We start from the raw sequence: 24,369 nt of genomic DNA, 5'->3' as shown, positions 1-24,369 counted from the left end.
TTTGCTGAATAAATCTAAAAACCTTGTTGGGTAAAACTTTTAGACTTTTTGTCAATCAAAAAGTACCAGGTATGGGAGTGATCAGGGGGAAAATTCCGGGACTTTTTCCCTAAAAATTAGGTAATTGGCCACCTCAAAACCAGTAAAACCCCACACCCCACACCCCACACCCCACACCCCACACCCTGCCCCCACCGAAAAACTTTTTCAGCAGACCCTATTTAGGCCGTCTTACCAGTCTCGATGCTCCCTTAGACAGGGTGGCACAGATCGAATAAGTTATTCGAGGGACTAGGGGAAAAAGACTGTTTTGCTGGCAATAGTCAGCATTCCTGTCCCCAAAATGCCGACAATGCTAAGGAATCCAATGGTGGTAATGTTGACTCGTGCGTTGAGATCGTCAACCTGCTTTTCTAGTCGCGTAACTTTGGCATCTAAGGCCTTAATATCCCCTTTAATTTCTCCACTCTATCAATATTTTCTCGGTCGAGCATTTCTACTCTAGAATGAAAGATATTGCCATCCCCGTTAGGGAATTTCTCAGAAACTTGAGGTATATTAAGTGTGACATAATCACAGTTTCGCATTTAACCTTCATAACCTAGAATATGAATATCATTGACGCTTTAAATCTCAAAAAACCCCAAGATTACCCCTCTAGAGAAGCTTATCAGCAAGACGTTGTCAAAGCGGTACAGGTATTGATGCGTCTAGGTATTATGGATAGTCCCTCGGCCGATTTAACCGCTTCCCTAGACTCTATCCTTGAGAAATTACAAGAGGATGAACTGGCTATCTACGGTAGAAAACGCAGTAAACAAGAAATTATCGCCGATTTAAAGCAAGTTAATAGTGAAATTGTCGAACTCGATCGAGAAATAGCTGACTTGGAATGGCAAATTGCCCTCAAAAAAGCTGAAATATCTGTTAATGAAACATCTTAGGGGTTTTTATCTTGATTCTGGTTCGGTTTCTCCAAACTGAGAGCAATAATCATCAAGACGGTTTTCCAGAAGCATCCTTAAGAGTTTAATAATAATTAGGGCTACGATCGCTAAGGGGATATTGCTGCCAAAGGTAATTCCGATCACCCCTTCCACTATATCTGCTGTCGTTCTCGTCGCTCTTCGATGATAAAAATGACAAAATTTTGCCTTAAAAGTCGGTGATTCAGTAGCTGTCTCGGCAATTTCTGCTAGTCCTTTCAGTTTTTCTGGTGTATCGTAGGAAGTATATTCATTCTCCAGTTGTCTGCGCTGCTCTTCCAACTGACGACGACGCAGACGAGCAGACTCTAAACGGCGCTGAAAAGCTTCCAGTTCTTCTAATTCATTAAAAGTGTTCATGGGCGATAAAATTTTTGGGTAAGAGCAGGGCTTTCGTTGTGTAGCAATTCATTCTTCATATTCTGATTTAACAACACCTGGTTTTAGTTAATTCGCATAATTCCGCCGTTTGTTGAGCATTGAGGGGAAGGGGAGAGATCCCTGCAACGTGCTGATGATAGGCTTCTAACATAGGTCTATTGTCTCCTAGTCTTCACTTGTGACGGTTTCTTCCTAGGTTACTGGATCTTTGCTAGTCTCTGAATTTCTAGGTTAGTGAGACATGACTTTGCTGTGTGGGCGTCATCTCAACATTTGCAGAAATACCGACCATCAGGAATTATCAGTCACTCTTAACTCAGTACAAATATATTAATAACTGCCTGTAAGCATCCCACCGAAAAACTAATGCGCGGGGGGTTTGGGGGGTTCTACCCCCCAAAAGCTTGGATTGAGTAATAAAATCGAAATTAATACCAATTCTCCAAAGTCTGACTACAGAAGTTTAATCCCCCTAAATCGCCCTTAAAAAGGGTGACTTAAATTCGATGTGTAGTTTTCATTTAGAGAAATGGTATAACGCAGGATTTCAGCAGTTCAATCAGAGAATGAGAGAATGAACGTTATAACCACCGACCATGGTTCCCAGTAAGCTAACCGCACCCTGGGGGGAGATAACGATCGAACCTATAATGGAGGGTTCTTCGTTACTTGGTATGGTTCGATAGGGTGGCATAAATCGACTAAATCCTTATCTGGCAAGAGATTTAATTGATTAGTTCGCTCTAGATCAAAAACAATTGACAAAAATCGCTAAATGCCTTTCTCTATAAGGGTTCCATCCCTTATAACCCTCGTCCATTGCATAACACAAACCGAAGAGCCTAATAAACTTCATCGTGAGTCCCAATTGACTCCAAAAGAATTGCCTGTTTCTGCTCATATTCAACGAATTTAAAGACAATTCTTAAATCATAGCCCACACTACAAGCATAAGAGTCTTTAAGCTCCCCTTTTAATTTGTGTGTTCTTAATCGAGGTTGAAATGGATCTACGGATAATAAAGCTAAAGTTTCTTGGATATTTTGAGCTAAAAAAGCCTGTTTTTTCACAATTTTTCGAGCATTTCTAATAAATATATTGGAGCGTAATAAAACAAAATTCACGAAAGAATTTCCTCCATGATTTGTTCAGGTGTCAGGGGTTGACATTGACCTTGTGCAAATTCTTGTTGAGCTTCTTGAACATCTCTAAACAACTCTGTTCTTTTTTGATCTCGAAGACGATTCTGTAAAATATGAATGAGATTTTCTTGATCTTCAAGGGGAAGTTGCTCGGCTGCTTCTAAAATCTCTGCAAAGGTTGTTTGTATTGCCATTTTCTTAAGGGGCGATCGATTAAACTATCTAGAATTTACAATCAAGGCTAAAAATGATGTTGGGTTTCGTTCCGAGTACCCCACCTAAGAGATTGGTGATCGCACTAAGTTAAATTAGGTCGAGGTCTATTGGATTGATTGCTCAACTTCAACAATATCAAAATCTGGAGCCACATAATAATTTATGTATCCAGGCTTAACATCAAACCAAACAGATAAAGTTAAAATTTGTTTCCCATTGGGAGAAATAAAGGTAGCACTACATAATCTGTTTCCACAAATAATTTCAGGCCAACCTGGTACATAATCTGGAACAATACTTGGTTTTGGCTTCCAACCTAAATTGAGAATTTCTTGACGATATTCACCATAGGGAGATAAACCCTTAGTGGGGACTAGCTGTGCCTTAACCGCCTCTCCCCACAAGAAAACCCCAAAAAATAATATCCCGATATTTAACTTAATACTCATTATCCTTATTCAGCGAGAGTTACCGCATAACCATTCATTATATGGACATTTTTTGTCTAGTCAACTATTTATAACTAACTATATTATGCCCAAGCTTATATATACAATCAATATATACATAACCTATATGTATAATACATACATAACGAACGCCTGTTCCCCAGTTTTAAGAAGTGCCTAGGAGACAATTCATACTCTTTCAAGTCAGGAGATAGGAGATGGGGGAATGGGGAGATAGGGAAGTGGGGAAATTTCAACTAATACTCCAAAACCCCAAAACCTCAAAACCCCAAAACCTCAACTATCTGTTTTTTCACTTTTTAATTCCCTCAAATGTCCTTGTTCAATTTTCCAGTGACGGTCAGCAATAGGCAATAATTCCCCAGCATCGTGACTAACTACTAATAAAGTCCAGTGTTGTTTGAGACTAGCAAGAAGTTTAGCCAATTGACGACGCATCGACCAATCTAAACCGGCCGTAGGTTCATCGAGAAGTAACAGATTAGGCTGCCGGATTAACTGGACAGCGAGGGATAAACGACGCTGTTGACCTCCACTAAGATTGTGGGGAGAAGTATCCAGAGGAATATTTTCTAATCCTACCTCCTTTAAGGCCGCCGTTAGGCGATCGCTTTTAATCTCCGGATGACCGAGACGCAACTCCTCAAGGATGGTTTTACCGCAAAAATGACGTTCAGGAAACTGAAAAACGATTCCTCCTAATTGTTGCAGGTGCAGCACCGTTAATTCTTGGTCGCGCCAGTGAATTGTCCCTCCTGTTTTATCGGCAAAGCCTGCTAAAATTTCCAAAAGAGTCGTTTTTCCGGAACCACTGGGCCCGACAATCAGACCTAATTCTTGGGGTGCTAATTCGAGATTAATCCCCTGTAAAATGGGATTGAGAGCAGCGGGAGGATGATAAACCACATCTTTGAGATAAAGCATTGACAGGAAAATAACTGGAAATTAAGTCTAGAAACCCGTTTCTATTGTGACAGATTTTTTCATTCGCTCAAGGAGACTTTTGACCATGGTGCTGAGGTTAGGTTTAACGAAAAAAATGGCGATCGGTGCTTCGCTGGCTGTTATGGTAATGGTTAACTGGATTGGTCCCGGGTTAGCCGGAGATCCTTTCCGCAAAACCAATCCCCGACCGATTGGCGATAAGACCGAGGCCGCTTTTAACGCTATTTTTAAACAAGGTAACTATCTAGAGGCAAAAAAATTAATTGTTGAGGCCACGGAAAAGGAACCCCAAGAACCTTTGTCCCATGCTATGCGTGCCTCTCTTGCTTTTACTGACCAGGATTGGAACACCCTAAAAACCTACTCCGAGAAAACTAAGGCAGCGGCCAAACAAATGCAGGCCAGCGACCCCTTAAGGGGAAATTTGTATCTCGCGGTGGGGAGTTTTTTGGAGGGAACCTACGTTTTTCAAACCGAAGGAGCAGTATCGGCTATCCCCAGATTACAACAGGTGTTTCAGTATTTGGAAACCGCAGAAAAAGCTAATCCTACGGATCCAGAATTGAACCTGTTAAAGGGTTATATGGATTTGATTTTAGCGGTTAATCTGCCCTTTTCTAGTCCCCAAGAGGCAATTCAACGGCTAGAAACTTATGGAAGTCCTGATTACTTGGTCGATCGAGGTATCGCTCTAGCTTACCGGGATTTAAAGCAGTATGATCAGGCTTTGCGGTTTATCGATAACGCTCTGAAAGCGACCCCCGATAATCCGGAATTAATGTATCTGAAAGGTCAAATCCTGAGAATTCAAGGCAATACGGATAAAAATTCCGGCTCTTTGAAACTGGCACTAGATTACTTTAATAATGCCCTGAAAAAACAGGAACAACTCCCCGAATCAGTCAAAAAACAGTTAAATCGTGAACACCGTAAGGTACAGGAGGAGATTAAATCCCTAGAAAACACAGCTAGTCGTTAAAAAACGTCTAAAAATAGTCAATATTTGTTTTTTTATCAGTTATCAGTTTTTGAAGGCAGGAGGCAAGAGGCAAAGGGCAAAAGGCAGCCGTCAAGAGTGCATCGCAGATTTGCAGGAATACCGACAATCAGCAATTATCAGTGACTCTTAGATGATAACAAATGTATCAGCAGCTGCGTGTAAGCATCCCACCGAAAAACTAATGCGCGGGGGGTTTGGGGGCGGCACTTCGACACGCTCAGTGACCGCGCCACGCCCCCAACGGGGGGTTTGGGGGGTAGAACCCCCCAAAAGCTGGGATTGAGTGGTAAAATCAGAAACAACGCCCGATTTTAGCAGGGGGGTTTCTCCGTAAAAATCCCAATTGGTAGATTTACAAAAATGAGATGTACCCGCCGTCAAATTTTGCCAAAACAGAAAATCCCCTCTTATGTTATATAAAGTAAAGGATTATTAAGCTTCGCGGAAGTTTATTAATTAAAGTTAAAAATATATTGACAAAAAAATTGGCTTGTGGTATAGAGCAGAATTTGGCTAAACCTCCTAGCTGATTTATTGTCAAGGGTTCACCTAAGTGTAATTGGAGATTTCATGACGGCAACGACGGATAAATTGCATGGGGAGTTGATCACCTCGATCGAGCCAGACTTTAAACTGAAAGATATTATTAAAAGCATTCCCAAAGAATATTTCCAGAAAGACCCAGTTAAAGCTTGGTTTGGTGTGATTACGAATATTTTGGCGGTCATTGCGGGTTATGCAATGCTAGTTTATTCTCCCTGGTATTTACTGCCTTTAGCTTGGATTTTCACTGGTACAGCTTTAACGGGATTCTTTGTGATCGCCCATGATTGCGGTCATCGGTCTTTTTCCAATCGACCCTGGGTTAATGATCTTGTCGGTCATATTTTCCTATTACCGCTTATCTATCCCTTCCACTGTTGGCGTTTCCTCCATGATCGCCATCATGCTAAAACTAACATGGTAACGATAGATAATGCTTGGGATCCATGGGAACTAGACGCTTTTAACTCGGCCAATCCCCTAGTGCGTCTCTTTTATCGCGGCATTCGCGGACGTTTCTGGTGGCTCGGTTCGATCGCCCACTGGGCTATTCTACACTTCAACATCGAACAATTCAAGGAGAACGAACGGGAAAAAGCGCGCTTTTCGATGATTGTCGTCCTAGTTTTTGCCGCTATTTTTTTCCCAACCCTAATTTTCTACACTGGTGTCTGGGGGTTCGTTAAATTTTGGGTGGTGCCTTGGTTTGTCTATCATTTTTGGATGAGTACCTTTACCCTTGTCCATCACACAGACCCCGATATTCAATTTTCCTATCCCGAAGACTGGAATCAAGCTTTAGCGCAACTAGAGGGAACGGTTCACTGTAGCTATCCCCGTTGGGTAGAAATTCTCTGTCACGATATTAATGTCCATATCCCCCATCATATCTCGACGGCGATTCCTTCCTATAACCTCCGCAAAGTTCACGCTAGTCTCAAAGAAAATTGGGGTAGTCACCTAAAAGAAACTGAGTTTTCTTGGCCATTAATGAAACGAATTGTTGATTATTGCCATATTTTCGACTCCGAAACCGCCTACAAAACCTTTAAGGAAAGTCGCGGTTAAATCAGTGATCAGTTATCAGTGATCAGTGGGTAAGTTATCAGCTATCAGATTTGAGTTTTAAGTGACAGTATTAAATCGAAGTTTCCTACTGTCTTTTCACTGATTACTGATTGCTGTTTACTGAAAAAAGATTACCAGGAACCGCGTTTACCATTGGGCATCACTGTTAACCAATTGGTTTTTGCTAGGACGATTTGTTCTGGATTTACTTGGGCATCAGAGAGATTAGCCCCGCAAAGATTAGCGTTTTTAAGATTAGCGTGGCGAAGATTGGCTCCAGTGAGATTCGCCCCGCGCAAATCGGACTCTTCCAGGTCTGCATAACCGAGATAGGCATTATTTAAATTGGTATTTTTGAGAATCGCTTGACTGAGATTAGCCCGGCCCAAATCCGCATTGGACAGATCCGCCCCTTGTAAATTAGTTCCTGTTAATTTGCATTGAAAGAAATTTACCCGCAAAAGTTGTGCTTTAGACAGATTGAGATTCGATAATTCCTCCTGGGCGAAATTGCGCCGGCCGTTATTGTAAGCATCGAGAATCGCTTTTTCATCTAAGCGGCGTTTTCTCTTCGGTGAGGTTATATCTGGGCTGCTGTGGTCTTTATTTTTAGATTGTATATTTGTATTGGTTGTTGAAAAGGCCATCTGCGCCCCCGGCAGATTATCTGGAGAGGCCTCTGGATTTTTATTTTTGGGGCGAAATTTAGAGTTGAGAGGGCCAGAAACGAAGGAAGTGGCTATTTGACCTGAATCTTGTGGTGGTTTCGGGGAAGTAACCATTGGAGCCGCGATTAAACTTTGGGCTAGACTATCGGCATAAGCAGTCATGTCTAAAGCATCCATTACCTCTTGGGCGGATTTGTAGCGATGACGGACGGAGACTTCCAGCATTTTTTTCAGGACTTTAGCAAACTGGGGACTCACCTTGACTAATTTTTCCCAGAGTAATTCACCTGTATTGACATCAACTTCGATAGCCTTAGGAGATCTGCCCGTGAGTAGATAGATACAGGTAACTCCCACGGCATAGATATCACTGGCATAGACCGGACGCATGGCCATCTGTTCGGGAGGGGCAAAACCTTGGGTACCCACGGCAAAATTAGTGAAAGCGTTTTGAGAATTGACATTGGCAATAACAGTGTTAACCTGATTTTTGACAGCCCCAAAGTCAATCAGAACCAATTTTCGATCCGTTTGCCGAAGAATTAGGTTAGCGGGTTTGATATCCCGATGAATTACCTTTTGTTTGTGGATATATTTCAAAATCGGCAAAAGTTCACTTAAAAACTGTTTGACTCCCGCTTCGCTAAACGGTCCGCGTTTTTTTACCTCTTGGTACAGGTTATGACCTTTAACGTATTCCTGAACTAGATAAAACTGTTGATTATCTTCAAAATAGTCTAATAATCGGGGAACCTGCGGATGAACTCCCAGTTTTCCTAGGGTTTCCGCTTCTCGCTCAAAAAGTTCCTTGGACATCTGAAAAACACTAGCATCATCAGTGCAAGGTCGCAGTTGTTTGACCACACATAGGGGGGTACCTGGTAGGGACAAATCCGATGAGACAAAGGTTGCCCCAAACCCTCCTTTCCCTAAAATGCCTAGAATTCGATAGCGGTTGTGCAGAAGCAGTTTTGAACCGCAACTCTCGCAGATTAACGCTGTTGCGGCGTTTTTCGGTTGAGGACAGTCAGGATTAAGGCAGTAGGTCATATAGAGTCACCAGTTGACCGATACTTTTTTGCTAAGACAGTTCAAAAATGCACCCTCAGAGATTCCCCTCAAGAGGAGGTATCTCCGAAAGTCCAAAACCAGAGCCATGAAACATTCAAAGCGCCTGTAACGCTTTTTCTTGTCATTGCTTAGTTAACGCAGGGGCAACTTATCAAGATGGCGATTGCTTGCTAACTGGGATTTTTACCTAAACTCTTTTAGCTTACCACAGATTTTAAAATTGGCTACCTCTGCTAATTGTCAACTAATCTTAGCTTTTCTTGATGATTCATCATCCCTAATCACTTTTTCACTTTCATTAAAGCGGCCCGGGCCTGTTCGCGGTCATCGAAATGGATTTTTTCCGTCCCCAAAATTTGATAGTCTTCGTGACCTTTACCCGCAATAATTACTCCGTCTCCCGGTTGTGCTGTTTGAATAGCCGTGTCAATGGCCAAAGCGCGATCGCTAATTACCTGCACAGTAATTTCTGGGGGAATGCCAGCGATAATATCCTCAAGGATTCCTTCAGGAGACTCTGTGCGGGGATTATCCGAGGTAACTATGGCTAAATCTGCTAATTCTGCCGCTATTTTCCCCATTAACGGTCGTTTTGTCCGATCTCGATCGCCGCCACAACCAAAAACACAAATCATCCGACCGGAAATAAAGGGACGTGTTGCTTTTAAAACATTCTCTAAACTGTCGGGAGTATGGGCATAATCGACAATGACGCTGATATCCTGGTCAGGAGCGATGCTAACCCGTTCCATCCGCCCCGGTACTCCTGAAAACTGGGGAATTTGACCGATTACTGTCTCTAAATCTACACCACATTCTAACACTGCCGCCACCGCCGCTAAGAGGTTAGCTAGATTATATTGACCCACCAGAGGAGAAGCAAAGGCTATTTCCCCTTGGGGAGTCACCATCACCCCTTCCACTCCCGTGGGTTGATAGTGTAAATCTTTAGTATAAAAATCGGCATTAGCATCGGACACACTATAGGTTAAAACCTGTTGGGGAGACAGGGAGGCCGCTAAACGTTGACCATAGGCATCATCAAGGTTAATAATCGCCTTACCTTGCAGATAATCGGGACTAAATAATTTAGCTTTAGCGGCAAAATAATCCTCCATGTCGAGGTGATAATCGAGATGGTCCCGGGTGAGATTGGTAAACACCGTCACGGGAAAAGTACAACCCTGTACCCGTCCCTGGGCCAGTGCATGGGAACTAACTTCCATGACGGCGATTTCATTGCCGGCGCTCACCGCTTTGGCTAAACTGGCTTGTAACTCGTTAGCGAAAGGAGTGGTATGATTGGCGGTTTCTTGGAATCCTTGCCAACGGGTGTAAAGAGTCCCGAATAACGCGGTGGGAATCTCTGCTTGGCTGAGAAAATATTCAATTAAATGGGTGGTGGTGGTTTTGCCGTTGGTTCCCGTCACACCGATTAATTTTAGGGTAAGGGCCGGATAATGATAAAATTTAGCAGCGATCGCAGCAGTGGCAGTAACTAAATCTGCCACAACGATTACGCAAGCATCCTCCGGGGGGGGAAATTTAGCTGCGGCTGCTGGGGAGATAATTGCCGCTAGGGCCCCGCTTTCCAAAGCAGAACGCCAAAATTCACCGCCATCGACGCGAGTGCCGGGTAAACCGATAAATAGATCTCCCGGTTGACAAGCATGGGAGTTGGTGGAAATTCCTGTAATCTCGGTAATAGAAGCGATAGGAGAAGAAATCGGGGAAACCAGAGGAATAGTTGTTAAAAGTTCTTGCAGTTTCATAGTCAGGATTGAATCTAGGGATTGCTGCTTTTAGATTAGCCGATTATCAAAGAGGTTCCTAGGCCGAAGTGGGGGTGTGGGGTGTGGGGTGTGGGGTGTGGGCTTCGGCCGTGAGCTCAGCGTTCGACCGAGCTCACGCCGAGGTCCGAACGGGTGTGGGGTGTGGGGAGAATAAAGCTGCCCTTTGCCCTTTGCCCTTTGCCCTTTGCCCTTTGCCCTTTGCCCTTTGCCTTTTGCCCTTTGCCTTTTGCCTTTTGCCTTTTGCCCTTTGCCTTTTGCCTTTTGCCTCCTGATATCTGCGATAAGCTAAAAAAAACAAGGCTATAGCTTGTCAACTATTGAAGATTTTCTGCTGACTATTTTCGGGATATTTATATGCAATTCGTCGATTTTCTGGCTCTCATTCATCCTGTCCTAGCGATAGTGGTCGTTTTCCCTATTATCGGCCTCGTAGTTAACTTTGCTTGGCAAACCCGTCAACGTCGCCTAGAAAGCAACGCGGGAAATAAAAGTAAAATTCCCCCAGTGGTCGGGCCAGAACATCTACGTTTAGGCCGCTGGTTAACGGGTACAGTGGTAGGGGTTAACCTGTTAGCACTAGCTTACTCGGTCGTTTACGGTTTTAATGGTTTTGTCGATAAACAAAAAGACGGAAAATTAGACTCCTTTCAGGCCTTTTTTGTGATTTTGATGTTTTTTGTCACCATTGCCTCTTTGGTCTGTCTCTACCGTGCTAGACAAGCACTCTGGCGCGGAATTTTTGCCACCTTGACTGGCATCGGTTTAATTATTATCGGTTCTCAGGATGGGGTCTGGCGACTCTCGGACCAATGGTACTGGTCTCACTACTATATCGGCATGGCCGCATCATTACTGATGATTTTCTCTCTGGCCATTGTCGAAGATATCTATAAAGACCGTTCCCATCGTTGGCGCATTGCCCATACAATCCTCAATTGTATCGCTCTGGCTCTCTTTCTGGGACAAGCCATGACCGGTTCGAGGGATTTGCTGGAAATTCCCCTCAGTTGGCAAAAACCAGCAATTTATCGCTGTGATTTCACCAATAAAACCTGTCCCGAACCGAAATCCTCAACCCCCCTCATCAACCCGATAAGTTAAACTTTTTTAGGGACTGGGAGAGGGAGAGGGTGAAGGAGTTGGGAAAGTGGGTACACACTTAGATGGCTCCGTGGGGGTATCACCCTCCTCCGGTACGGGTTCCTCACACCAATTGGCAATCTTACCAAGTTGGGGCAAAGTGCTTAAGGGATTGGGTTTCAGGTTTTCGATTAAGTCAGTCCATTCTACTCCTTGTATCACAGCAACTGCGCCGCTATTTGAGGCACAGGTTGAAATTTTCCCCCACTTCTTACCCCAGGCGGCACCGACGAAGTCACCGTTACCGGTTTTACCGAGGGAATAGTCAGGAGCAAAGATAAACGCTTCTAGTCTTTGGTTTTGACCCACTCTCAGACAAATTTGCGGCGCGGCGGCATCTAATCCATTATCGGCATAAATTTGTAGATTGCCCGGTTTACAAACCGTGGGTGGGCTAACACTGCTGCAGTCGTGTTCGATGACACCGTTAATATTACCTTTAACATAGAAAACTACCCGTTGCCCTGGAGTAATGGTAATCCTCTGGCTACTACCCAATTCGATCTTATCAACGATATACTCGTACACTCCGTTAGGAGATGGGGTGTCTCCCAGTCGGGGAAAAGTTTCAGAACTGGTAAGTGCCAGGTTTTGCTGACCAAGGGGAGGGGGAGGGCTGGTGGGAGGCTCCGGTAAATCGGGGAAAGGGACACCGACAAATTGCGCTTTGTAGGGGGTATTGGGTGCAGGTTCGGGGGGTTCGGGCTGTTGAATATTATTTTGGTTAATATGACATTCTAGGTTCGGTTGCAAAGTTCCTGTCTCCTCGACAAATCCCGTCGCCACCGTGGTGTCGCTCATAACCACATCCCCCTGAAATTTAGCACCGCCAGAATAATTCGGATTGCTGACCGTAATCTGGCTAGTTTGACTTAGATCTTCTGTGGCTCCCTCCCTTATCCACAAAGCGGGAACCGTGGTGCGAGTAAATGCGAGGGGAAGGGAAGGAAAAATAGGGATAGTTACCACCACGCGGTTACGCGAGGCGGCATTGTCGCCATCGATGTTATTTAGGTCTCCTGTTGGACTGAGGGAAAGTCCTTCGAGGGTGAGAACTCCCCAACCCAAACCGTCAGGGGGGGGATTGGTATCATCGAAATTGTATCCAACCACGCGATAATAACGATTATTACCGAGATCAAACCATTGACCCCCGCTCAAACCTCTTAATTCATCGATTTTTGCGCTCAGGGTAGCAGCAGCGTTGGGATCACTACAGGTGGCGGCAGTGTATAATTTTTTTAAATCTTTTTGTAAACCTGGACTGGGAGTAGGAACTACTTGGGCGGTCTGCCAACAGTCCCCAGAAGGACAATTACTATTAAACTTCGCCATAACTCGAACGCTATTCAGTAAATCCTGCACGCGAGCCAGCCCAGCTTCGGAACTTGTTAAACTATCAGCCCGGGCTTTTTGGGCAATTATTTTCGATTGGTCTCCTTGGACGCGCATCATCATAGTTATTCCTGTTCCCATTATGATAACTCCAATTAACAGGGCAAGAGCCAAGGCAAACCCTTTTTCCCTATTAGCCATCAGGTGAAGGTATAAACAATTGTTCATGGGCCAGTCCATCTAAGAATGGTTACTTTTATTATAATACTGTCAAGTTTTGGTCAAGTGACAACTGTGATAATACAAGAATAGCACTGTGAGTAAAATCACAAACAAAAGCCAGTTAATAGAATAGTCAGCCAGTAATTTTTCGATAAGTAGCTAGGCGTTAAAAATTATCAGATGCCCCCTTTATTAAGGGGGATCGGCACCACCCTTATCAAGGGTGGGCAGGGGGGATCGAACCTAAAATCTATTTTTAATTTAATTATAACCAGCTACTTAAGTATTTTCGACTTTTGACTAAACTAAAGGGCTGTTTTTCGATTCAGAATTGCCCGCCAAATCAAGCCTATCCCCCGACAAAAGCTGATAATTAACAACCAAAGTGATTGTAATTCTCCCGCCGTATTTTTCGGTTGCCAGCGCAGGGGACGACAGAATAAAAAAGTAATTAGCTTTCTCTGCTCTGATAGGGTAAGTGGCTGGAATTTAAGGGTCGCTTGCCAGATTTTTCCTCGTTTTTCTAGATTGACTAGATGAGCCGATAGGCGCAAATCTTCGCCTAAAATATCTAGGAGTAATTTTTCTGAGTAGATGGGTTCCCCTAGGTGAATTTCTGCTCCTATTTCCGAAAGTTTTTTGAGATTGCCCTGTATAATTATATCCGATTCTGTGATCAAGTTAACAGGAGATTCCAGCACTTGATATTGAGTTTCTAGGGTGAGGGGAGCTTCCAATAAAGCCACTAAAGCAGTCATGATAATAACCACGTTATATATAGCCAAAATCAAGCCAAAATTTAGGGGACTTGCTTGATAATTGTGATGGTGTAAATTAAAGAAAATACTAATTAAGGTAATGGTAATAAAAAACAGCAATGGGTAGGATAAATGCCAATTATATTGATAATTTTGGCGAGCAATTCCCTTCGGTGTCACCTGAAATCCTTTGTCAAAGGGTTTCCAAAGAATATGGAGAACTGTTAGGGCTGTAGGTACACAAATAATCATCGATAGTACCTCAGAAAAAATAATCGAGCGCGAGCGACAATTTAACCAGTGATAAGTGGCTAACTGCAGCATCATGTAGGGTAAAAATATATAGATTGTCTCATCGATGGTAATGTTCAAAGGTACTATATAACCAAAGGTATAAAGGAGAGGAACAAGCAGAGAAAATAAACGAGCTAAGGGAGAAAACCAAGATAAAATTCCTTCTAAGTGTCCCAATCTTTGAGGTAGAGTTAGTCCCGCAATTTTTAGGGGATTAGCTTTGATAAAAAAGGCCTGTAAAGTTCCCCTTGCCCAGCGCAATCTTTGCAGTAAATAAGCTGATAAACTTTCAGCAGATAAACCAGCACTGAGTTTTTCATTTAAGTAAATAACTTCATAACCTTGGGCAGAGATAGCAATCCCAGTGAAATAGTCTTCACTAATAGATTCTGTATTGAAGTAGTCCACTTCCTCTAAGGCTTTTCTTCTGACAATAAAAGAAGTGCCAGCACAGACAGGACTACCCACCCCATCTTTAGCTGGTTGGATATGACGATAAAATAATTCTTCGTCGGGAGTAACGATATTTTCTAAACCTAAGTTATGGGCGATAGGATCGGCATTATAAAAGCTTTGGGGCGTTTGCACTAGGGCAATTTTGGGGTTTTGAAACCAGCCAACAGTTCTTTCTAGAAAGTTCCGACAAGGGATAAAATCTGCATCAAAAACTACCACTAATTCCCCTTGTGTTTGTCTGAGAGCATGGTTTAAATTACCTGCTTTAGCGTTTTTTCTATCCTCACGAGTCAGATAATGACAATTTAATTTTTCTGCCAATTGATGAATTTCTGACCTCTGGGTATCATCGAGAATATAAATATTTTTATGAGGATAATTAAGGGCTTGACAACCGATAATAGTTCTTTTTAAAATGAAGGCTGGCTCATTATAGGTGGGAATCAGAATATCTACCGTCGGTAAATATTGTTTATCGATCACCGCTTGGCTATAAAAATCAGCTTCTTTTCGTCTATCTTTCGTGGTTAAGACTAAAAATAACTGAATCATGCTACTACTTAAAACCATCATCTCAATGCCTAAAAGTAGTAAACTAAAAAAGCCATTGAGAGGGGTGGAAAAATTTAAAGTAGCCAGAATCCTCCAGATTAGATAGCGCAGGGTGATAGCGAGGGTGATAGAAATAATGACTAATCTTGACCAAACTTGCGGATGCGGAGACAAGAAAATGATCAACCGCGTAAAAATTAGCAGGATAACCGTGGGTAATAATAATTGATAGCTATGAGCAACCGAGGGAACTTTGATCCAAGCAAAGGGGTTAAAAAAATCTTCTACTAAACCAAGGAGTAATCGATAAATATTGTGTTCTGGCCAAGATAATGATAAACTGACCATCATTAACCCGCCGATCACTGCTAACATAATTAAGATAACTGATATTATCGCTAACATCGACTTAAATGGGGAGGAATACACTGGTTTTTGAGGGAATGGAAAAATCGATTCTTGGTTAGACATGAATCCTCTTCTGATCAAATAAATCTAACTACATTTTACAATTCTTAACAAAAAACTGGGCATTTTTGGCAATGACAGGAGCGCTCTCCACCAAAATGCTAAATTTTGTATCAAACCCAAGATGAAACTAGCGAGAAAAAGTGTAGAAATAGTATACTTCGGTTAACCGTGAGGAAAAATTAATCTATGATAGCCGTCAAAATCGCCGTTGTTAGCGCTCTCGTTTTAGTTGTGGTCAAATTCGTCGCTTCTGTTCTAGGTAAAGGCAATATACCCCTGCTTAATCAGGCTGTCACCGTGATTTTAAGCCTTTTTATCGGTTTTGAGTTGATTCAACTGGGACAAGCAGTGATTGAAAAGATTAATTAAGGGCTAAACGGGCCAGATAGAAGCTAGTAATAGTTTTAGCATCGATCGATTCTCCCTTGGCAATCGCCGATTCCATTTCCTCAAAACTCATCAAAACCACTTCCAGATCTTCATCCGCATCTTGAGCGGGGGGCAAGCTTAATTTTTCCAGATCCTGGGCCAGAAAAGCATAGATATATTCATCGGAATAACCCGGTGCCAGGGCAAATTTACCCAAAGATTGCCAATTGTGCGCCCGGTAGCCCGCTTCTTCCTCTAATTCTCGTTTTACCGTTGTAGCAGGGTCTTCTCCTTCATCAATCGTCCCGGCGGGAAATTCCAGAATTCGAGCTTGCAAACTAAATCGATACTGACGTACTAAAACTAATTGACCTTCCTTGGTGATTGGAACTGCTAAAGCACCCCCCGGATGACGCACACATTCCCATTCTCCCTCGACACCGTTAGGTAAACGCAGTTTCGAGACTTCAAATTGAAAGACGCGACCTTGATAAAAAAGACGTTGTTGGAGAAATTGAGGCGGTTCAGACATAGAAAATTTGCAACTAGGACTTTAAGAATTAATATCAAGAAATGTCACCTTTGTCACCGGTGTTTCAGGTTATAATGGAAAATGCTGTCTTTACAGGTTAAATCTTTTTCGAGAAACCCCATGGCAAAAAAATCGATGGTAGAACGCGAGAAAAAACGCGCTCGTCTCAGACAAAAATACGAAGCTAAAAGAGCGGAACTAAAAGAACAATTCCGCACCGCCGAAGATTTTGAAGAAAAACTGGCAATTCACCAAAAATTACAGGAATTACCCCGCAATAGCGCTCCCAGTCGTCACCGAAACCGTTGTTTAACGACCGGCAGACCGAGAGGATACTATCGCGATTTTGGTTTATCCCGCAACGTTTTACGCGAATGGGCCCACCAAGGTCTTTTACCCGGTGTGGTCAAGTCTAGCTGGTAGTCAGAAACAATATCTAGGGAAAATACCGGGATAGAGGCGTTTTTTTTACGTCTCTATTGCTGTTTTTGAGCAATTTTAGCGATCAAACGAAAACCCTCGATCGAGCGATCGAGAGTTAACCATGAACAAAAAATTCACCTAGACTACAGTAGCAGCCTTACGGGCAGCGGCGGCCTCATCGGGATGAATACCGAGACGGGTGAGATTGAGACGACCTTTACTATCGATCTCCCGTACCTTGACTAACACCTCATCCCCCACGGCCACTTCATCCTCGACCTTGCCGACACGTCCCTCGGCCAATTGGGAAATATGGATCATTCCCTCTTTTCCTGGCAAAACTTCCACAAAAGCGCCGATTTGGATAATACGAGTCACGCGACCGAGATAAACCTCACCCTCATTGAGTTTGCGGGTCATATTGTAAATCAGTCGTTTAGCTTTTTCGGCCTGTTCCCCATCGGTGGAGGAAATAGTCACAGTACCATCGTCATCGATATCGATTTTCGTGCCGGTCTGTTCAGTAATCCCTTTAACCGTCTTACCACCCGGCCCGATTACTAACCCGATCAGATCCGGATCGATCTTGATCGTCAATAACCGGGGTGCGTGGGGAGATAATTCTGTGCGGGGTTTTTCTAGGGTCGCTAACATCTTCTCGAGGATATGTTTGCGGGCCGGTAAAGCTTGTTCGATCGCCTTCGCCACCACTTCCATGCTTAAACCGGGGATTTTCATATCCATCTGGAGAGCGGTGATGCCAGAATCAGTGCCAGCCACCTTAAAGTCCATATCTCCCAGAAAATCCTCGATACCCTGAATATCGGTCAAAATCCGCACTTCTTCCCCTTCTTTAATTAAACCCATGGCCGCACCGCTAACGGGTTTTTTCAGGGGAACACCGGCATCCATCAGCGCCAGGGTAGAACCGCACACGGAACCCATGGAGGTGGAACCATTAGAAGAGAGGACTTCCGACACCACCCGCAGCACATAGGGAAATTCCTCCTGGGGGGGGAGGACAGGCACGATCGCCCTTTCCGCTAAAGCACCGTGACCGATTTCTCGACGGCCGGGAGAACGCATCGGACGGGTTTCACCGACGGAAAAGGGTGGGAAATTGTAGTGATGAAGATAGCGTTTTTCGTCTTCGGGATGGAGATCGTCCCCTAAATCCTGAGCATCCCCGGGGGTGCCAAGGGTGGCGATCGAAAGCACTTGGGTTAAACCGCGATTAAACAAACCGCTACCGTGAACCCGACGGGGTAAAACTCCCACCCGGCAAGAAATCGGCCGTACTTCGTCCAGTTGGCGACCATCAACCCGCACCCCATCCTCGATAATTTGGGCGCGCATCAGTTTTTTGGTCAGATCCTTAAAGAGATTACCGATTAACTTCGGCTCTTCCAGGGTTGGAGCTTTTAAGGGATCTTCATCGGGGAGAGCGGTTATAGTTTCCTTGAGCCGATTTTCGATCGCCTCTAATTTCTCATCCCGTTCGGTTTTGCTGAGGGTAAACTGACAGAGAATCTGTTTAATTTCCTCTTTAGCTTGTTCTTTTAGGAAATTCTGCACGGTTTCGTTTACTACCGGCGCTTCTCGGGTGACGAGGGGAATACCCAACTGATCGATCAATTCCCGTTGAGCGGTGATCAGGTCGCGGACCGCTTCATAACCAAAATCGATCGCCTCAATAATATCCCGCTCTGGTAACTGATTGGCTCCCGCTTCGATCATCACTACCCCTTCAGGACTACCGGCCACCACTAGATCCAATTCTCCGTTATGGATTTCCTTGTAGGTGGGATTGATGATAAATTCATCCCCCAGTAATCCGACGCGCACCGCTGCCATCGGTCCTTGGAAGGGAATCCCCGCCAACAAAACCGCCACGGAAGCCCCGGTAACGGCCAAAACATCCGGGGGGACTTCCTCATCCATCGAGAGGGTCGTAGCGACCACCTGAATATCATCCCGCATCCAATTGGGGAATAGGGGACGCAGGGGGCGATCGATCAAACGACCGGTCAGAATTGCTTTTTCCGGGGGACGACCTTCACGACGCAAAAATCCTCCCGGGATGCGCCCGGCGGCGTATAATCTTTCTTCGTAATCAACGGTTAAGGGCAGGAAATCTACTCCTTCTCTGGCTTTGGCTGTGGTTGCTGTCACTAAAACTGCCGTTTCTCCCGATTGGATCAGAACACTACCGCCAGCTTGGGGGGCTAAAAGCCCTATTTTTAGTCGAATATCCCTGCCATCAAAGGATATTGACTTGTCAAACTCTTCCATGTAAAGCTATATTCCTTTCTTTCACTTTTCTCTGTGCTGTCGCCATCCTAGCATTTTTTGTCCCCCTTTCCGACAGGTTTAGTATTCAGTGATCAGTTATCAGTGATCAGTGATCAGTTATCAGTTATCAGTGATCAGTTATCAGTTATCAGCTTTTTTCTCCCTGCTTCCATCTCCGATCTCCCCACTTCCCCAATTTCCCACACCCCACACCCGTTCGGCTGAGCTCACGGCCGAAGCCCACACCCCACACCCCACTACCCCACTACCCCACTACCCCACACCCGTTCGGACCTCGGCGTGAGCTCGGTCGAACGCTGAGCTCACGGCCGAAGCCCACACCCCAATTCCCCACTTTTAAACAGAATTTAAGATTACTTGCTCAAAACGGCCAAAAAATGATAGCTTCAGATATAGGAATAATCTGGTTAAGAAAAAAAATGTCTTCCCTTGCCGCTTGCTGGCCTAAAAATATTTCTAAGTATTAGCAAAACTGACTGACTGTCAGCAGTTGAGCGGGATTTTTCCTAGCTCGCAGAACTCCAGACAAAGAAAATTAAGAAAATTAAAAGGATTGTGTCTCTATTATCTCTCAGACGCTTCTAATCCAAAGAATTTGCGGGTTATCTTCAAATTAACCCCGTTTAACCCTATTTATTATCGATCATGGCTGAAAGTTATTTACTAGACAAACTGCAATCTGTAGAACAGACCTACAAAGAATTAACCCGTCGTCTAGCGGATCCCGATGTCACCAGTAATCCGGGTGAATTGCATCGTCTGGCCAAATCCCGCGCTTCCCTAGAGGAAACGGTCAACACCTACGAAATTTGGCAAAAAAGTCAAGAGGATTTAATCGGTGCGAAACAAATCTTCAAAGAATCCGCCAGCGATCCCGAATTACGCGAAATGGCCGCCCTAGAAGTGGCAGAATTAGAGGCAAAAATCGCCACTTTGGAAGACCAATTAACCATTCTGCTGCTGCCCCGGGATCCCCTCGATGAAAAGAATATCATGCTGGAAATTCGCGCCGGGACCGGAGGTGATGAGGCCAGTATTTGGGCGGGGGATTTAGTTCGCTTGTACTCAAAATATGCCGAAACTCAAAACTGGAAAGTTAGCCTTTTGAGTGAATCTCCGGCGGATATGGGAGGATTTAAAGAGGCAATTTTAGAGATTAAAGGCGATAACGTCTATAGTAAGCTGAAATTTGAGGCGGGAGTCCATCGGGTGCAGCGGGTTCCTTTGACGGAAGCGAGTGGTCGCGTCCACACTTCCACCGCTACCGTGGCGATTATGCCGGAAGTGGACGATGTGGAAGTGCATATCGATCCCAAGGATATTGAGTTAACCACGGCTAGATCCGGGGGTGCAGGCGGTCAAAATGTCAATAAAGTGGAAACTGCCGTCGATTTAATCCATAAACCCACGGGAATCCGGGTTTTCTGCACCGAGGAGCGATCGCAATTGCAAAACCGGGAACGAGCTATGCAGATTCTCCGGGCGAAACTGTACGATATGAAGTTACAGGAACAACAGGAAGCGGTCAGTTCCATGCGACGCTCTCAGGTGGGAACCGGTTCGCGTTCGGAAAAAATTCGCACCTATAACTATAAGGATAATCGTCTCACCGATCATCGCTTAAATCAGAATTTTTCCCTCGATCGCATTTTAGACGGCGCCATCGAAGAGGTGATCCAATCTTGTATCGCCAAGGATCAACAGGGAAAACTGGCAGAATTAGCCGCTGCCCAAGAGACAGCTTAATCAGTGATCAGTGATCAGTTACCAGTGAACAGTAAAAAGCTCCCCACTCCCTGCACTTTCCCCACTGGTGGGGGTGAGTGCGGGTGGGGACTGATGCCGGTTAGTTCAACTCACGACTAATTCGGGCTTGCTGAATAAATCTAAAAACCTTGTTGGATAAGACTTTTAGACCTTTTGTCAATCAAAAAGTACCGGATATGGGAGTGGTCGGGGGGGAAATTCAGGTACTTTTCCCCTGAAAATTAGGTAATTGGCCACGGCTCGACTGAGCTTCGCCGAACGTCCTCAAAACTGGTAAAACCCCACACCCGTTCGGCTGAGCTCACGGCCGAAGCCCACACCCCACACCCGTTCGGCTGAGCTCACGGCCGAAGCCCACACCCTGCCCCCACCAACAAACTTTTTGCCGCAAACCCTAATTCTATGCTTCCACTAAACGAAAAGCCGCACCCAAACCGACAGCGATCTCATCGGGAGAAATTTTCCCATCATGGTTAATATCGATCGCATCAAATACCGCATCGGTTCCCGCCCATTCTTCCCGGGTGATGAAACCATCCCCATCATGATCATAGACTCGGAAAATATCTTCGGCGGCGTGTTCTAGGGTTGACTGACCTTCCAACTGGGTTAAACGTTGAATCAGCAATTGTTCCAATAATTCTAAAGCTTTGGTAAAACCTTGAATACCTTCCGCTAGTTTTTCAGAAGCCATGGCATCTTCGGCGTGCATTTTCTCAAAAGTCGCTTGATCCATGGCAATTTTGACAATATCAAGGGTTGCGGCCTGATCTGGATCGAGCTTACGGGGTAAATCGGCTTCTGTCTCCTGCAATTGCTCGAGAAGTTTCGGAGAAATGGTTAAAAGATCACAACCAGCTAACTCGCAAATTTCGCCGATATTGCGGAAACTTGCCCCCATAACTTCGGTTTTATAACCAAACTTTTTATAGTAGTTATAGATCTGGGTAACGGATTGGACTCCGGGATCTTCAGCGCCAACGTAGTCTTTACCGGTTTCTTTTTTATACCAATCGAGAATCCGACCGACAAAGGGAGAAATTAAGGTTACTCCCGCTTCCGCACAGGCGATCGCCTGATGAAAACCGAATAATAGAGTTAAATTACAGTGAATTCCCTCTTTTTCGAGGACTTCTGCGGCTTTAATACCTTCCCACGTCGAAGCAATTTTAATTAAGACTCTTTCTCTAGAGATACCCGCTTGTTCATACTGGGAAATGAGATAACGGGCCTTGTCGATGGTAGCTTGGGTATCGTAGGAAAGACGAGCATCCACTTCGGTGGAGACGCGGCCGGGGACGATTTGCAGGATTTGCAGACCAAAACCGATCGCTAGGCGATCGAAAGCTAATGTGGCCACATCTTCTGGGGTGGCCTGCTGCCCTAATTCTTTTCTGGCCGCTTGCAGGGTTTGATCGACAATCGGCCGATATGGGGGCATTTGGGCCGCAGCCGTGATCAGGGAGGGGTTAGTGGTGGTATCTTGGGGGGTAAAAGCTTCGATCGCTTGGATATCGCCGGTATCGGCAACAACCACTGTAAATTGGCGTAATTGTTCTAGTAGGGTTTTAGCCATAACTTCTCCAGATGCGTGTTAACGCAAGACTTTATCTGGATCTTAGCGATTCGATCGAGAGGAAGGGGAAAATTCCCGATTGATTTAATTCCCAAGCACAGACCTGGCCAAAGTCGGGATAAGCGCAGCAATCTTTTAGCTACTTCTTGCCCAAAGTCCTTTATTTGTGATAGTATTAGTGATTGTGTCGATTTAATAAAAAGGAGTTTATGCCCAAGCTAAAAACGCGAAAGGCGGCGGCCAAACGATTCGAGGCCACGGGAAGCGGCAAAAAAATCAAACGTCGCAAAGCCTTCAAAAATCACCTACTCGATCATAAAAGTGCCGAACGCAAGCGCCGTCGTTTGTCCCAGATTACCCTAGTGGACGAGCGCGACGAGAAGGAAGTGCGCTTAATGTTGCCCTATTTGTAAATTTTCCAGAAAAATTGTCTAAAGGATTATCATGTCTAGAGTAAAACGGGGGAATGTCGCCCGCAAGCGACGCAAAAAAGTTCTCAAATTAGCCAAAGGTTTCCGCGGTTCTCACTCGCGCTTATTCCGTACAGCTAACCAACAGGTAATGAAGGCCTTGCGGAATGCCTATAGAGACCGTCGCAAACGTAAACGCGATTTTCGTCGTCTTTGGATTACCCGCATTAACGCGGCTGCTCGTCAACAGGGCATCAGTTACAGCCAACTAACCGGACAATTAAAGAAAGCTAATATCCTCCTGAATCGGAAAATGTTGGCCCAATTAGCTGTCCTCGATCCCGTCGCTTTTGCTAAAGTGGTAGAAACAGCCAAAGGATAATTTAGCCCCGAGCATGACGGAAACTTGGCAAACGATTCAATTCCCCAGTTCAGAAAGTGCGATCGCTTTAGCGGGTCATCAAGAAGCTAACCTCAAATTGATAGCCAGGCAAACTGGGGCGAATTTAGTCCTCAGAGGCATGGAATTGCGGATTGCGGGGCAACCGACCCCCGTGGAGCGTGCCACAGCGATTGTACGCTCCTTAAGTATTTTATGGCAAGAGGCCAAGTTAATCGCCGAAGCCGATATTATGACCGCTATCCATGCCCTCGATACGGGGCGTTCTAGCGAGTATAAAGAACTACAGCAGGATATTCTCGCTCGTACCCGTCGCGGGGAGCTAATTCGGGCGAAAACCTTCCGTCAGCGTCAATATATCCAAGCGATTCAAAGTCACGATATCACCTTTTGTATTGGACCTGCTGGCACGGGGAAAACCTTTTTAGCCGCCGTTTTGGCCGTACAAGCTCTATTAGAAGATAAAGTAGAACGGATTATCCTCACCCGTCCGGCCGTGGAAGCGGGGGAAAAATTAGGCTTTCTCCCGGGGGATTTACAGCAAAAAGTCGATCCTTTTTTGCGTCCCCTCTACGATGCTTTATACGAATTTATCGAAGCGGCCAAAATTCCCGACCTGATGGAACGGGGTAAAATCGAAATCGCACCCTTAGCTTATATGCGGGGACGAACCCTAGCTAATGCTTTTGTTATCGTTGATGAGGCCCAAAATACCACCCCAGCACAGTTAAAAATGGTCTTAACTCGCTTGGGATTCGGTTCGCGCATGGTAGTAACCGGAGATGTCACTCAAACCGATTTACCGCAACAACAGGAATCGGGGTTAATTGCCGCTCAAAAAATCCTAAAATCAGTGGAAGGGATCGCTTTTTGTTACCTATCCCGGGCCGATGTGGTGCGTCATCCCTTAGTACAAAAAATCGTCTCAGCTTACGAACAGCACGAAAAATAACCGATTGTTGAGATAGTCGCTCTTGTACTCTTGCGAGAGGGTTAGCAAGATGTCTAATTAATTTTGCTTAGGTACTTAGTAATTAATGATTCCGTTAAGCTGTACTGTATTTAAAC

At 44.7% G+C, this 24,369-nt stretch carries 23 protein-coding genes and 2 pseudogenes; 10 read left to right on the top strand and 15 right to left on the bottom strand.

Translation table 11 applies throughout. From position 1 onward, the window contains the following. Positions 1 to 291: 291 nt before the first annotated feature. A pseudogene (locus IM462_RS12675) lies at positions 292 to 465 on the bottom strand (DUF4164 domain-containing protein); the annotation flags it as partial. A gap of 143 nt (positions 466 to 608) precedes the next feature. Here IM462_RS12675 and IM462_RS12670 point away from each other — a divergent pair. Then, on the top strand, positions 609 to 944 hold the full coding sequence (locus IM462_RS12670; RefSeq protein ID WP_012268294.1) for a hypothetical protein: 336 nt from the start codon (positions 609 to 611) through the stop codon (positions 942 to 944). A 6-nt stretch (positions 945 to 950) separates the two neighbouring features. Here IM462_RS12670 and IM462_RS12665 read toward each other — a convergent pair whose 3' ends face one another. The 7 genes and pseudogenes from IM462_RS12665 to IM462_RS12635 form a co-directional block, all read right to left on the bottom strand. Further along, on the bottom strand, positions 951 to 1,346 hold the full coding sequence (locus IM462_RS12665) for a hypothetical protein (RefSeq protein ID WP_002751365.1): 396 nt from the start codon (positions 1,344 to 1,346) through the stop codon (positions 951 to 953). Between the two features lie 580 nt (positions 1,347 to 1,926). Further along, positions 1,927 to 2,061 carry an aconitate B gene (locus IM462_RS12660; RefSeq protein ID WP_139294377.1) on the bottom strand — a complete coding sequence of 45 codons (135 nt, stop codon included), beginning with the start codon at positions 2,059 to 2,061 and terminating at the stop codon, positions 1,927 to 1,929. Then, positions 2,013 to 2,192, bottom strand: a pseudogene (locus IM462_RS12655) (hypothetical protein). The gene IM462_RS12660 and the pseudogene IM462_RS12655 overlap by 49 nt, the downstream one beginning before the upstream one ends. 17 nt (positions 2,193 to 2,209) lie before the next feature. Continuing rightward, complete coding sequence (locus IM462_RS12650; protein WP_008207104.1) at positions 2,210 to 2,491, bottom strand: type II toxin-antitoxin system RelE/ParE family toxin; 282 nt, start codon at positions 2,489 to 2,491, stop codon at positions 2,210 to 2,212. Then, positions 2,488 to 2,703 carry a hypothetical protein gene (locus tag IM462_RS12645; RefSeq protein WP_002782275.1) on the bottom strand — a complete coding sequence of 72 codons (216 nt, stop codon included), beginning with the start codon at positions 2,701 to 2,703 and terminating at the stop codon, positions 2,488 to 2,490. Before IM462_RS12645 ends, IM462_RS12650 begins: the two co-directional genes overlap by 4 nt. A 126-nt stretch (positions 2,704 to 2,829) precedes the next feature. After that, entirely contained in the window at positions 2,830 to 3,174 is a 345-nt protein-coding gene (locus IM462_RS12640) for a hypothetical protein (RefSeq protein ID WP_287703782.1), read from the bottom strand. A gap of 297 nt (positions 3,175 to 3,471) precedes the next feature. Then, positions 3,472 to 4,119 (bottom strand): ABC transporter ATP-binding protein, encoded by a 648-nt coding sequence (locus IM462_RS12635; protein ID WP_002780686.1) that lies wholly within the window; start codon positions 4,117 to 4,119, stop codon positions 3,472 to 3,474. 85 nt (positions 4,120 to 4,204) lie between these two features. Between IM462_RS12635 and IM462_RS12630 the strand changes: the two genes are divergently transcribed. Beyond that, complete coding sequence (locus tag IM462_RS12630; RefSeq protein WP_287703780.1) at positions 4,205 to 5,119, top strand: Sll0314/Alr1548 family TPR repeat-containing protein; 915 nt, start codon at positions 4,205 to 4,207, stop codon at positions 5,117 to 5,119. Positions 5,120 to 5,710: 591 nt separating this feature from the next. Continuing rightward, positions 5,711 to 6,751, top strand: a complete 1,041-nt coding sequence (locus tag IM462_RS12625) for a fatty acid desaturase (protein ID WP_287700003.1) — start codon at positions 5,711 to 5,713, stop codon at positions 6,749 to 6,751. A gap of 131 nt (positions 6,752 to 6,882) precedes the next feature. Here the strand turns inward: IM462_RS12625 and IM462_RS12620 are convergent, their stop codons facing one another. Beyond that, positions 6,883 to 8,469, bottom strand: coding sequence for a serine/threonine-protein kinase (locus IM462_RS12620; RefSeq protein ID WP_287700002.1), 1,587 nt, complete (start codon positions 8,467 to 8,469; stop codon positions 6,883 to 6,885). A 302-nt stretch (positions 8,470 to 8,771) separates the two neighbouring features. Then, positions 8,772 to 10,262, bottom strand: a complete 1,491-nt coding sequence (locus tag IM462_RS12615) for a UDP-N-acetylmuramoyl-L-alanyl-D-glutamate--2,6-diaminopimelate ligase (protein ID WP_287700001.1) — start codon at positions 10,260 to 10,262, stop codon at positions 8,772 to 8,774. Positions 10,263 to 10,637: 375 nt separating this feature from the next. Here IM462_RS12615 and IM462_RS12610 point away from each other — a divergent pair, with 375 nt between their 5' ends. Then, positions 10,638 to 11,384, top strand: coding sequence for a DUF4079 domain-containing protein (locus tag IM462_RS12610; RefSeq protein ID WP_287700000.1), 747 nt, complete (start codon positions 10,638 to 10,640; stop codon positions 11,382 to 11,384). A 6-nt stretch (positions 11,385 to 11,390) separates the two neighbouring features. On the opposite strand, the gene IM462_RS12605 is transcribed toward IM462_RS12610, so the two are convergent. Both IM462_RS12605 and IM462_RS12600 read right to left on the bottom strand, forming a co-directional pair. Next, entirely contained in the window at positions 11,391 to 12,986 is a 1,596-nt protein-coding gene (locus tag IM462_RS12605) for a hypothetical protein (RefSeq protein WP_287699999.1), read from the bottom strand. A gap of 299 nt (positions 12,987 to 13,285) precedes the next feature. Then, the gene (locus IM462_RS12600; protein ID WP_353737339.1) at positions 13,286 to 15,511 is read right to left on the bottom strand and encodes a glycosyltransferase; all 2,226 of its coding nucleotides are present in this window, start codon (positions 15,509 to 15,511) and stop codon (positions 13,286 to 13,288) included. Positions 15,512 to 15,697: 186 nt separating this feature from the next. Between IM462_RS12600 and IM462_RS12595 the strand changes: the two genes are divergently transcribed. Further along, a complete protein-coding gene (locus tag IM462_RS12595) occupies positions 15,698 to 15,880 on the top strand; it encodes a hypothetical protein (RefSeq protein ID WP_002769951.1) in 183 nt (60 codons plus the stop codon). Here the strand turns inward: IM462_RS12595 and IM462_RS12590 are convergent. Next, positions 15,873 to 16,412, bottom strand: coding sequence for an NUDIX hydrolase (locus tag IM462_RS12590; protein ID WP_287699997.1), 540 nt, complete (start codon positions 16,410 to 16,412; stop codon positions 15,873 to 15,875). The two genes, IM462_RS12595 and IM462_RS12590, sit on opposite strands and share 8 nt — an antisense overlap. 120 nt (positions 16,413 to 16,532) lie before the next feature. Here IM462_RS12590 and rpsN point away from each other — a divergent pair, with 120 nt between their 5' ends. Beyond that, positions 16,533 to 16,835 (top strand): 30S ribosomal protein S14, encoded by a 303-nt coding sequence (rpsN, locus tag IM462_RS12585; RefSeq protein WP_002740009.1) that lies wholly within the window; start codon positions 16,533 to 16,535, stop codon positions 16,833 to 16,835. 138 nt (positions 16,836 to 16,973) lie between these two features. Here rpsN and IM462_RS12580 read toward each other — a convergent pair whose 3' ends face one another. Continuing rightward, entirely contained in the window at positions 16,974 to 19,127 is a 2,154-nt protein-coding gene (locus IM462_RS12580) for a polyribonucleotide nucleotidyltransferase (RefSeq protein WP_287699996.1), read from the bottom strand. 666 nt (positions 19,128 to 19,793) lie between these two features. On the opposite strand from IM462_RS12580, the gene prfA reads away from it, so the two are divergent. Beyond that, positions 19,794 to 20,894: a peptide chain release factor 1 gene (gene prfA, locus IM462_RS12575; RefSeq protein WP_104396368.1), complete on the top strand. Its 1,101-nt coding sequence runs from the start codon at positions 19,794 to 19,796 to the stop codon at positions 20,892 to 20,894. A gap of 421 nt (positions 20,895 to 21,315) precedes the next feature. Here prfA and IM462_RS12570 read toward each other — a convergent pair whose 3' ends face one another. Beyond that, positions 21,316 to 22,491, bottom strand: a complete 1,176-nt coding sequence (locus IM462_RS12570; RefSeq protein ID WP_104396367.1) for a transaldolase — start codon at positions 22,489 to 22,491, stop codon at positions 21,316 to 21,318. A 209-nt stretch (positions 22,492 to 22,700) separates the two neighbouring features. Between IM462_RS12570 and rpmI the strand changes: the two genes are divergently transcribed. From rpmI to IM462_RS12555, 3 genes are read left to right on the top strand one after another with little or no spacing between them, the layout of a single operon-like run. After that, entirely contained in the window at positions 22,701 to 22,904 is a 204-nt protein-coding gene (gene rpmI / locus IM462_RS12565) for a 50S ribosomal protein L35 (protein WP_002740108.1), read from the top strand. A gap of 31 nt (positions 22,905 to 22,935) precedes the next feature. After that, positions 22,936 to 23,283 (top strand): 50S ribosomal protein L20, encoded by a 348-nt coding sequence (gene rplT / locus IM462_RS12560; RefSeq protein WP_002739593.1) that lies wholly within the window; start codon positions 22,936 to 22,938, stop codon positions 23,281 to 23,283. 13 nt (positions 23,284 to 23,296) lie between these two features. Next, positions 23,297 to 24,253: a PhoH family protein gene (locus tag IM462_RS12555; RefSeq protein WP_002772048.1), complete on the top strand. Its 957-nt coding sequence runs from the start codon at positions 23,297 to 23,299 to the stop codon at positions 24,251 to 24,253. The last annotated feature ends 116 nt before the right edge of the window (positions 24,254 to 24,369 follow it).

This window comes from Microcystis sp. M144S2 (assembly GCF_020246065.1).
GTDB lineage: Bacteria > Cyanobacteriota > Cyanobacteriia > Cyanobacteriales > Microcystaceae > Microcystis > Microcystis ichthyoblabe_A.
The sequence above is the reverse complement of the archived record's forward strand: the minus strand, read 5'-3'. Positions and strand labels throughout refer to the sequence as shown.

Excerpts from the sequence above, each read along its gene's own strand:
- IM462_RS12600 (WP_353737339.1), bottom strand. The coding sequence starts at position 15,511 with ATGTCTAACCAAGAATCGATTTTTCCATTCCCTCAAAAACCAGTGTAT.
- IM462_RS12640 (WP_287703782.1), bottom strand. The coding sequence starts at position 3,174 with ATGAGTATTAAGTTAAATATCGGGATATTATTTTTTGGGGTTTTCTTG.
- IM462_RS12610 (WP_287700000.1), top strand. The coding sequence starts at position 10,638 with ATGCAATTCGTCGATTTTCTGGCTCTCATTCATCCTGTCCTAGCGATA.
- IM462_RS12660 (WP_139294377.1), bottom strand. The coding sequence starts at position 2,061 with ATGCCACCCTATCGAACCATACCAAGTAACGAAGAACCCTCCATTATA.
- IM462_RS12590 (WP_287699997.1), bottom strand. The coding sequence starts at position 16,412 with ATGTCTGAACCGCCTCAATTTCTCCAACAACGTCTTTTTTATCAAGGT.
- IM462_RS12635 (WP_002780686.1), bottom strand. The coding sequence starts at position 4,119 with ATGCTTTATCTCAAAGATGTGGTTTATCATCCTCCCGCTGCTCTCAAT.
- prfA (WP_104396368.1), top strand. The coding sequence starts at position 19,794 with ATGGCTGAAAGTTATTTACTAGACAAACTGCAATCTGTAGAACAGACC.
- IM462_RS12645 (WP_002782275.1), bottom strand. The coding sequence starts at position 2,703 with ATGGCAATACAAACAACCTTTGCAGAGATTTTAGAAGCAGCCGAGCAA.
- IM462_RS12630 (WP_287703780.1), top strand. The coding sequence starts at position 4,205 with ATGGTGCTGAGGTTAGGTTTAACGAAAAAAATGGCGATCGGTGCTTCG.
- rpmI (WP_002740108.1), top strand. The coding sequence starts at position 22,701 with ATGCCCAAGCTAAAAACGCGAAAGGCGGCGGCCAAACGATTCGAGGCC.
- rpsN (WP_002740009.1), top strand. The coding sequence starts at position 16,533 with ATGGCAAAAAAATCGATGGTAGAACGCGAGAAAAAACGCGCTCGTCTC.
- IM462_RS12595 (WP_002769951.1), top strand. The coding sequence starts at position 15,698 with ATGATAGCCGTCAAAATCGCCGTTGTTAGCGCTCTCGTTTTAGTTGTG.
- IM462_RS12620 (WP_287700002.1), bottom strand. The coding sequence starts at position 8,469 with ATGACCTACTGCCTTAATCCTGACTGTCCTCAACCGAAAAACGCCGCA.
- IM462_RS12570 (WP_104396367.1), bottom strand. The coding sequence starts at position 22,491 with ATGGCTAAAACCCTACTAGAACAATTACGCCAATTTACAGTGGTTGTT.
- IM462_RS12615 (WP_287700001.1), bottom strand. The coding sequence starts at position 10,262 with ATGAAACTGCAAGAACTTTTAACAACTATTCCTCTGGTTTCCCCGATT.
- rplT (WP_002739593.1), top strand. The coding sequence starts at position 22,936 with ATGTCTAGAGTAAAACGGGGGAATGTCGCCCGCAAGCGACGCAAAAAA.
- IM462_RS12665 (WP_002751365.1), bottom strand. The coding sequence starts at position 1,346 with ATGAACACTTTTAATGAATTAGAAGAACTGGAAGCTTTTCAGCGCCGT.
- IM462_RS12555 (WP_002772048.1), top strand. The coding sequence starts at position 23,297 with ATGACGGAAACTTGGCAAACGATTCAATTCCCCAGTTCAGAAAGTGCG.
- IM462_RS12625 (WP_287700003.1), top strand. The coding sequence starts at position 5,711 with ATGACGGCAACGACGGATAAATTGCATGGGGAGTTGATCACCTCGATC.
- IM462_RS12580 (WP_287699996.1), bottom strand. The coding sequence starts at position 19,127 with ATGGAAGAGTTTGACAAGTCAATATCCTTTGATGGCAGGGATATTCGA.
- IM462_RS12670 (WP_012268294.1), top strand. The coding sequence starts at position 609 with ATGAATATCATTGACGCTTTAAATCTCAAAAAACCCCAAGATTACCCC.
- IM462_RS12605 (WP_287699999.1), bottom strand. The coding sequence starts at position 12,986 with ATGAACAATTGTTTATACCTTCACCTGATGGCTAATAGGGAAAAAGGG.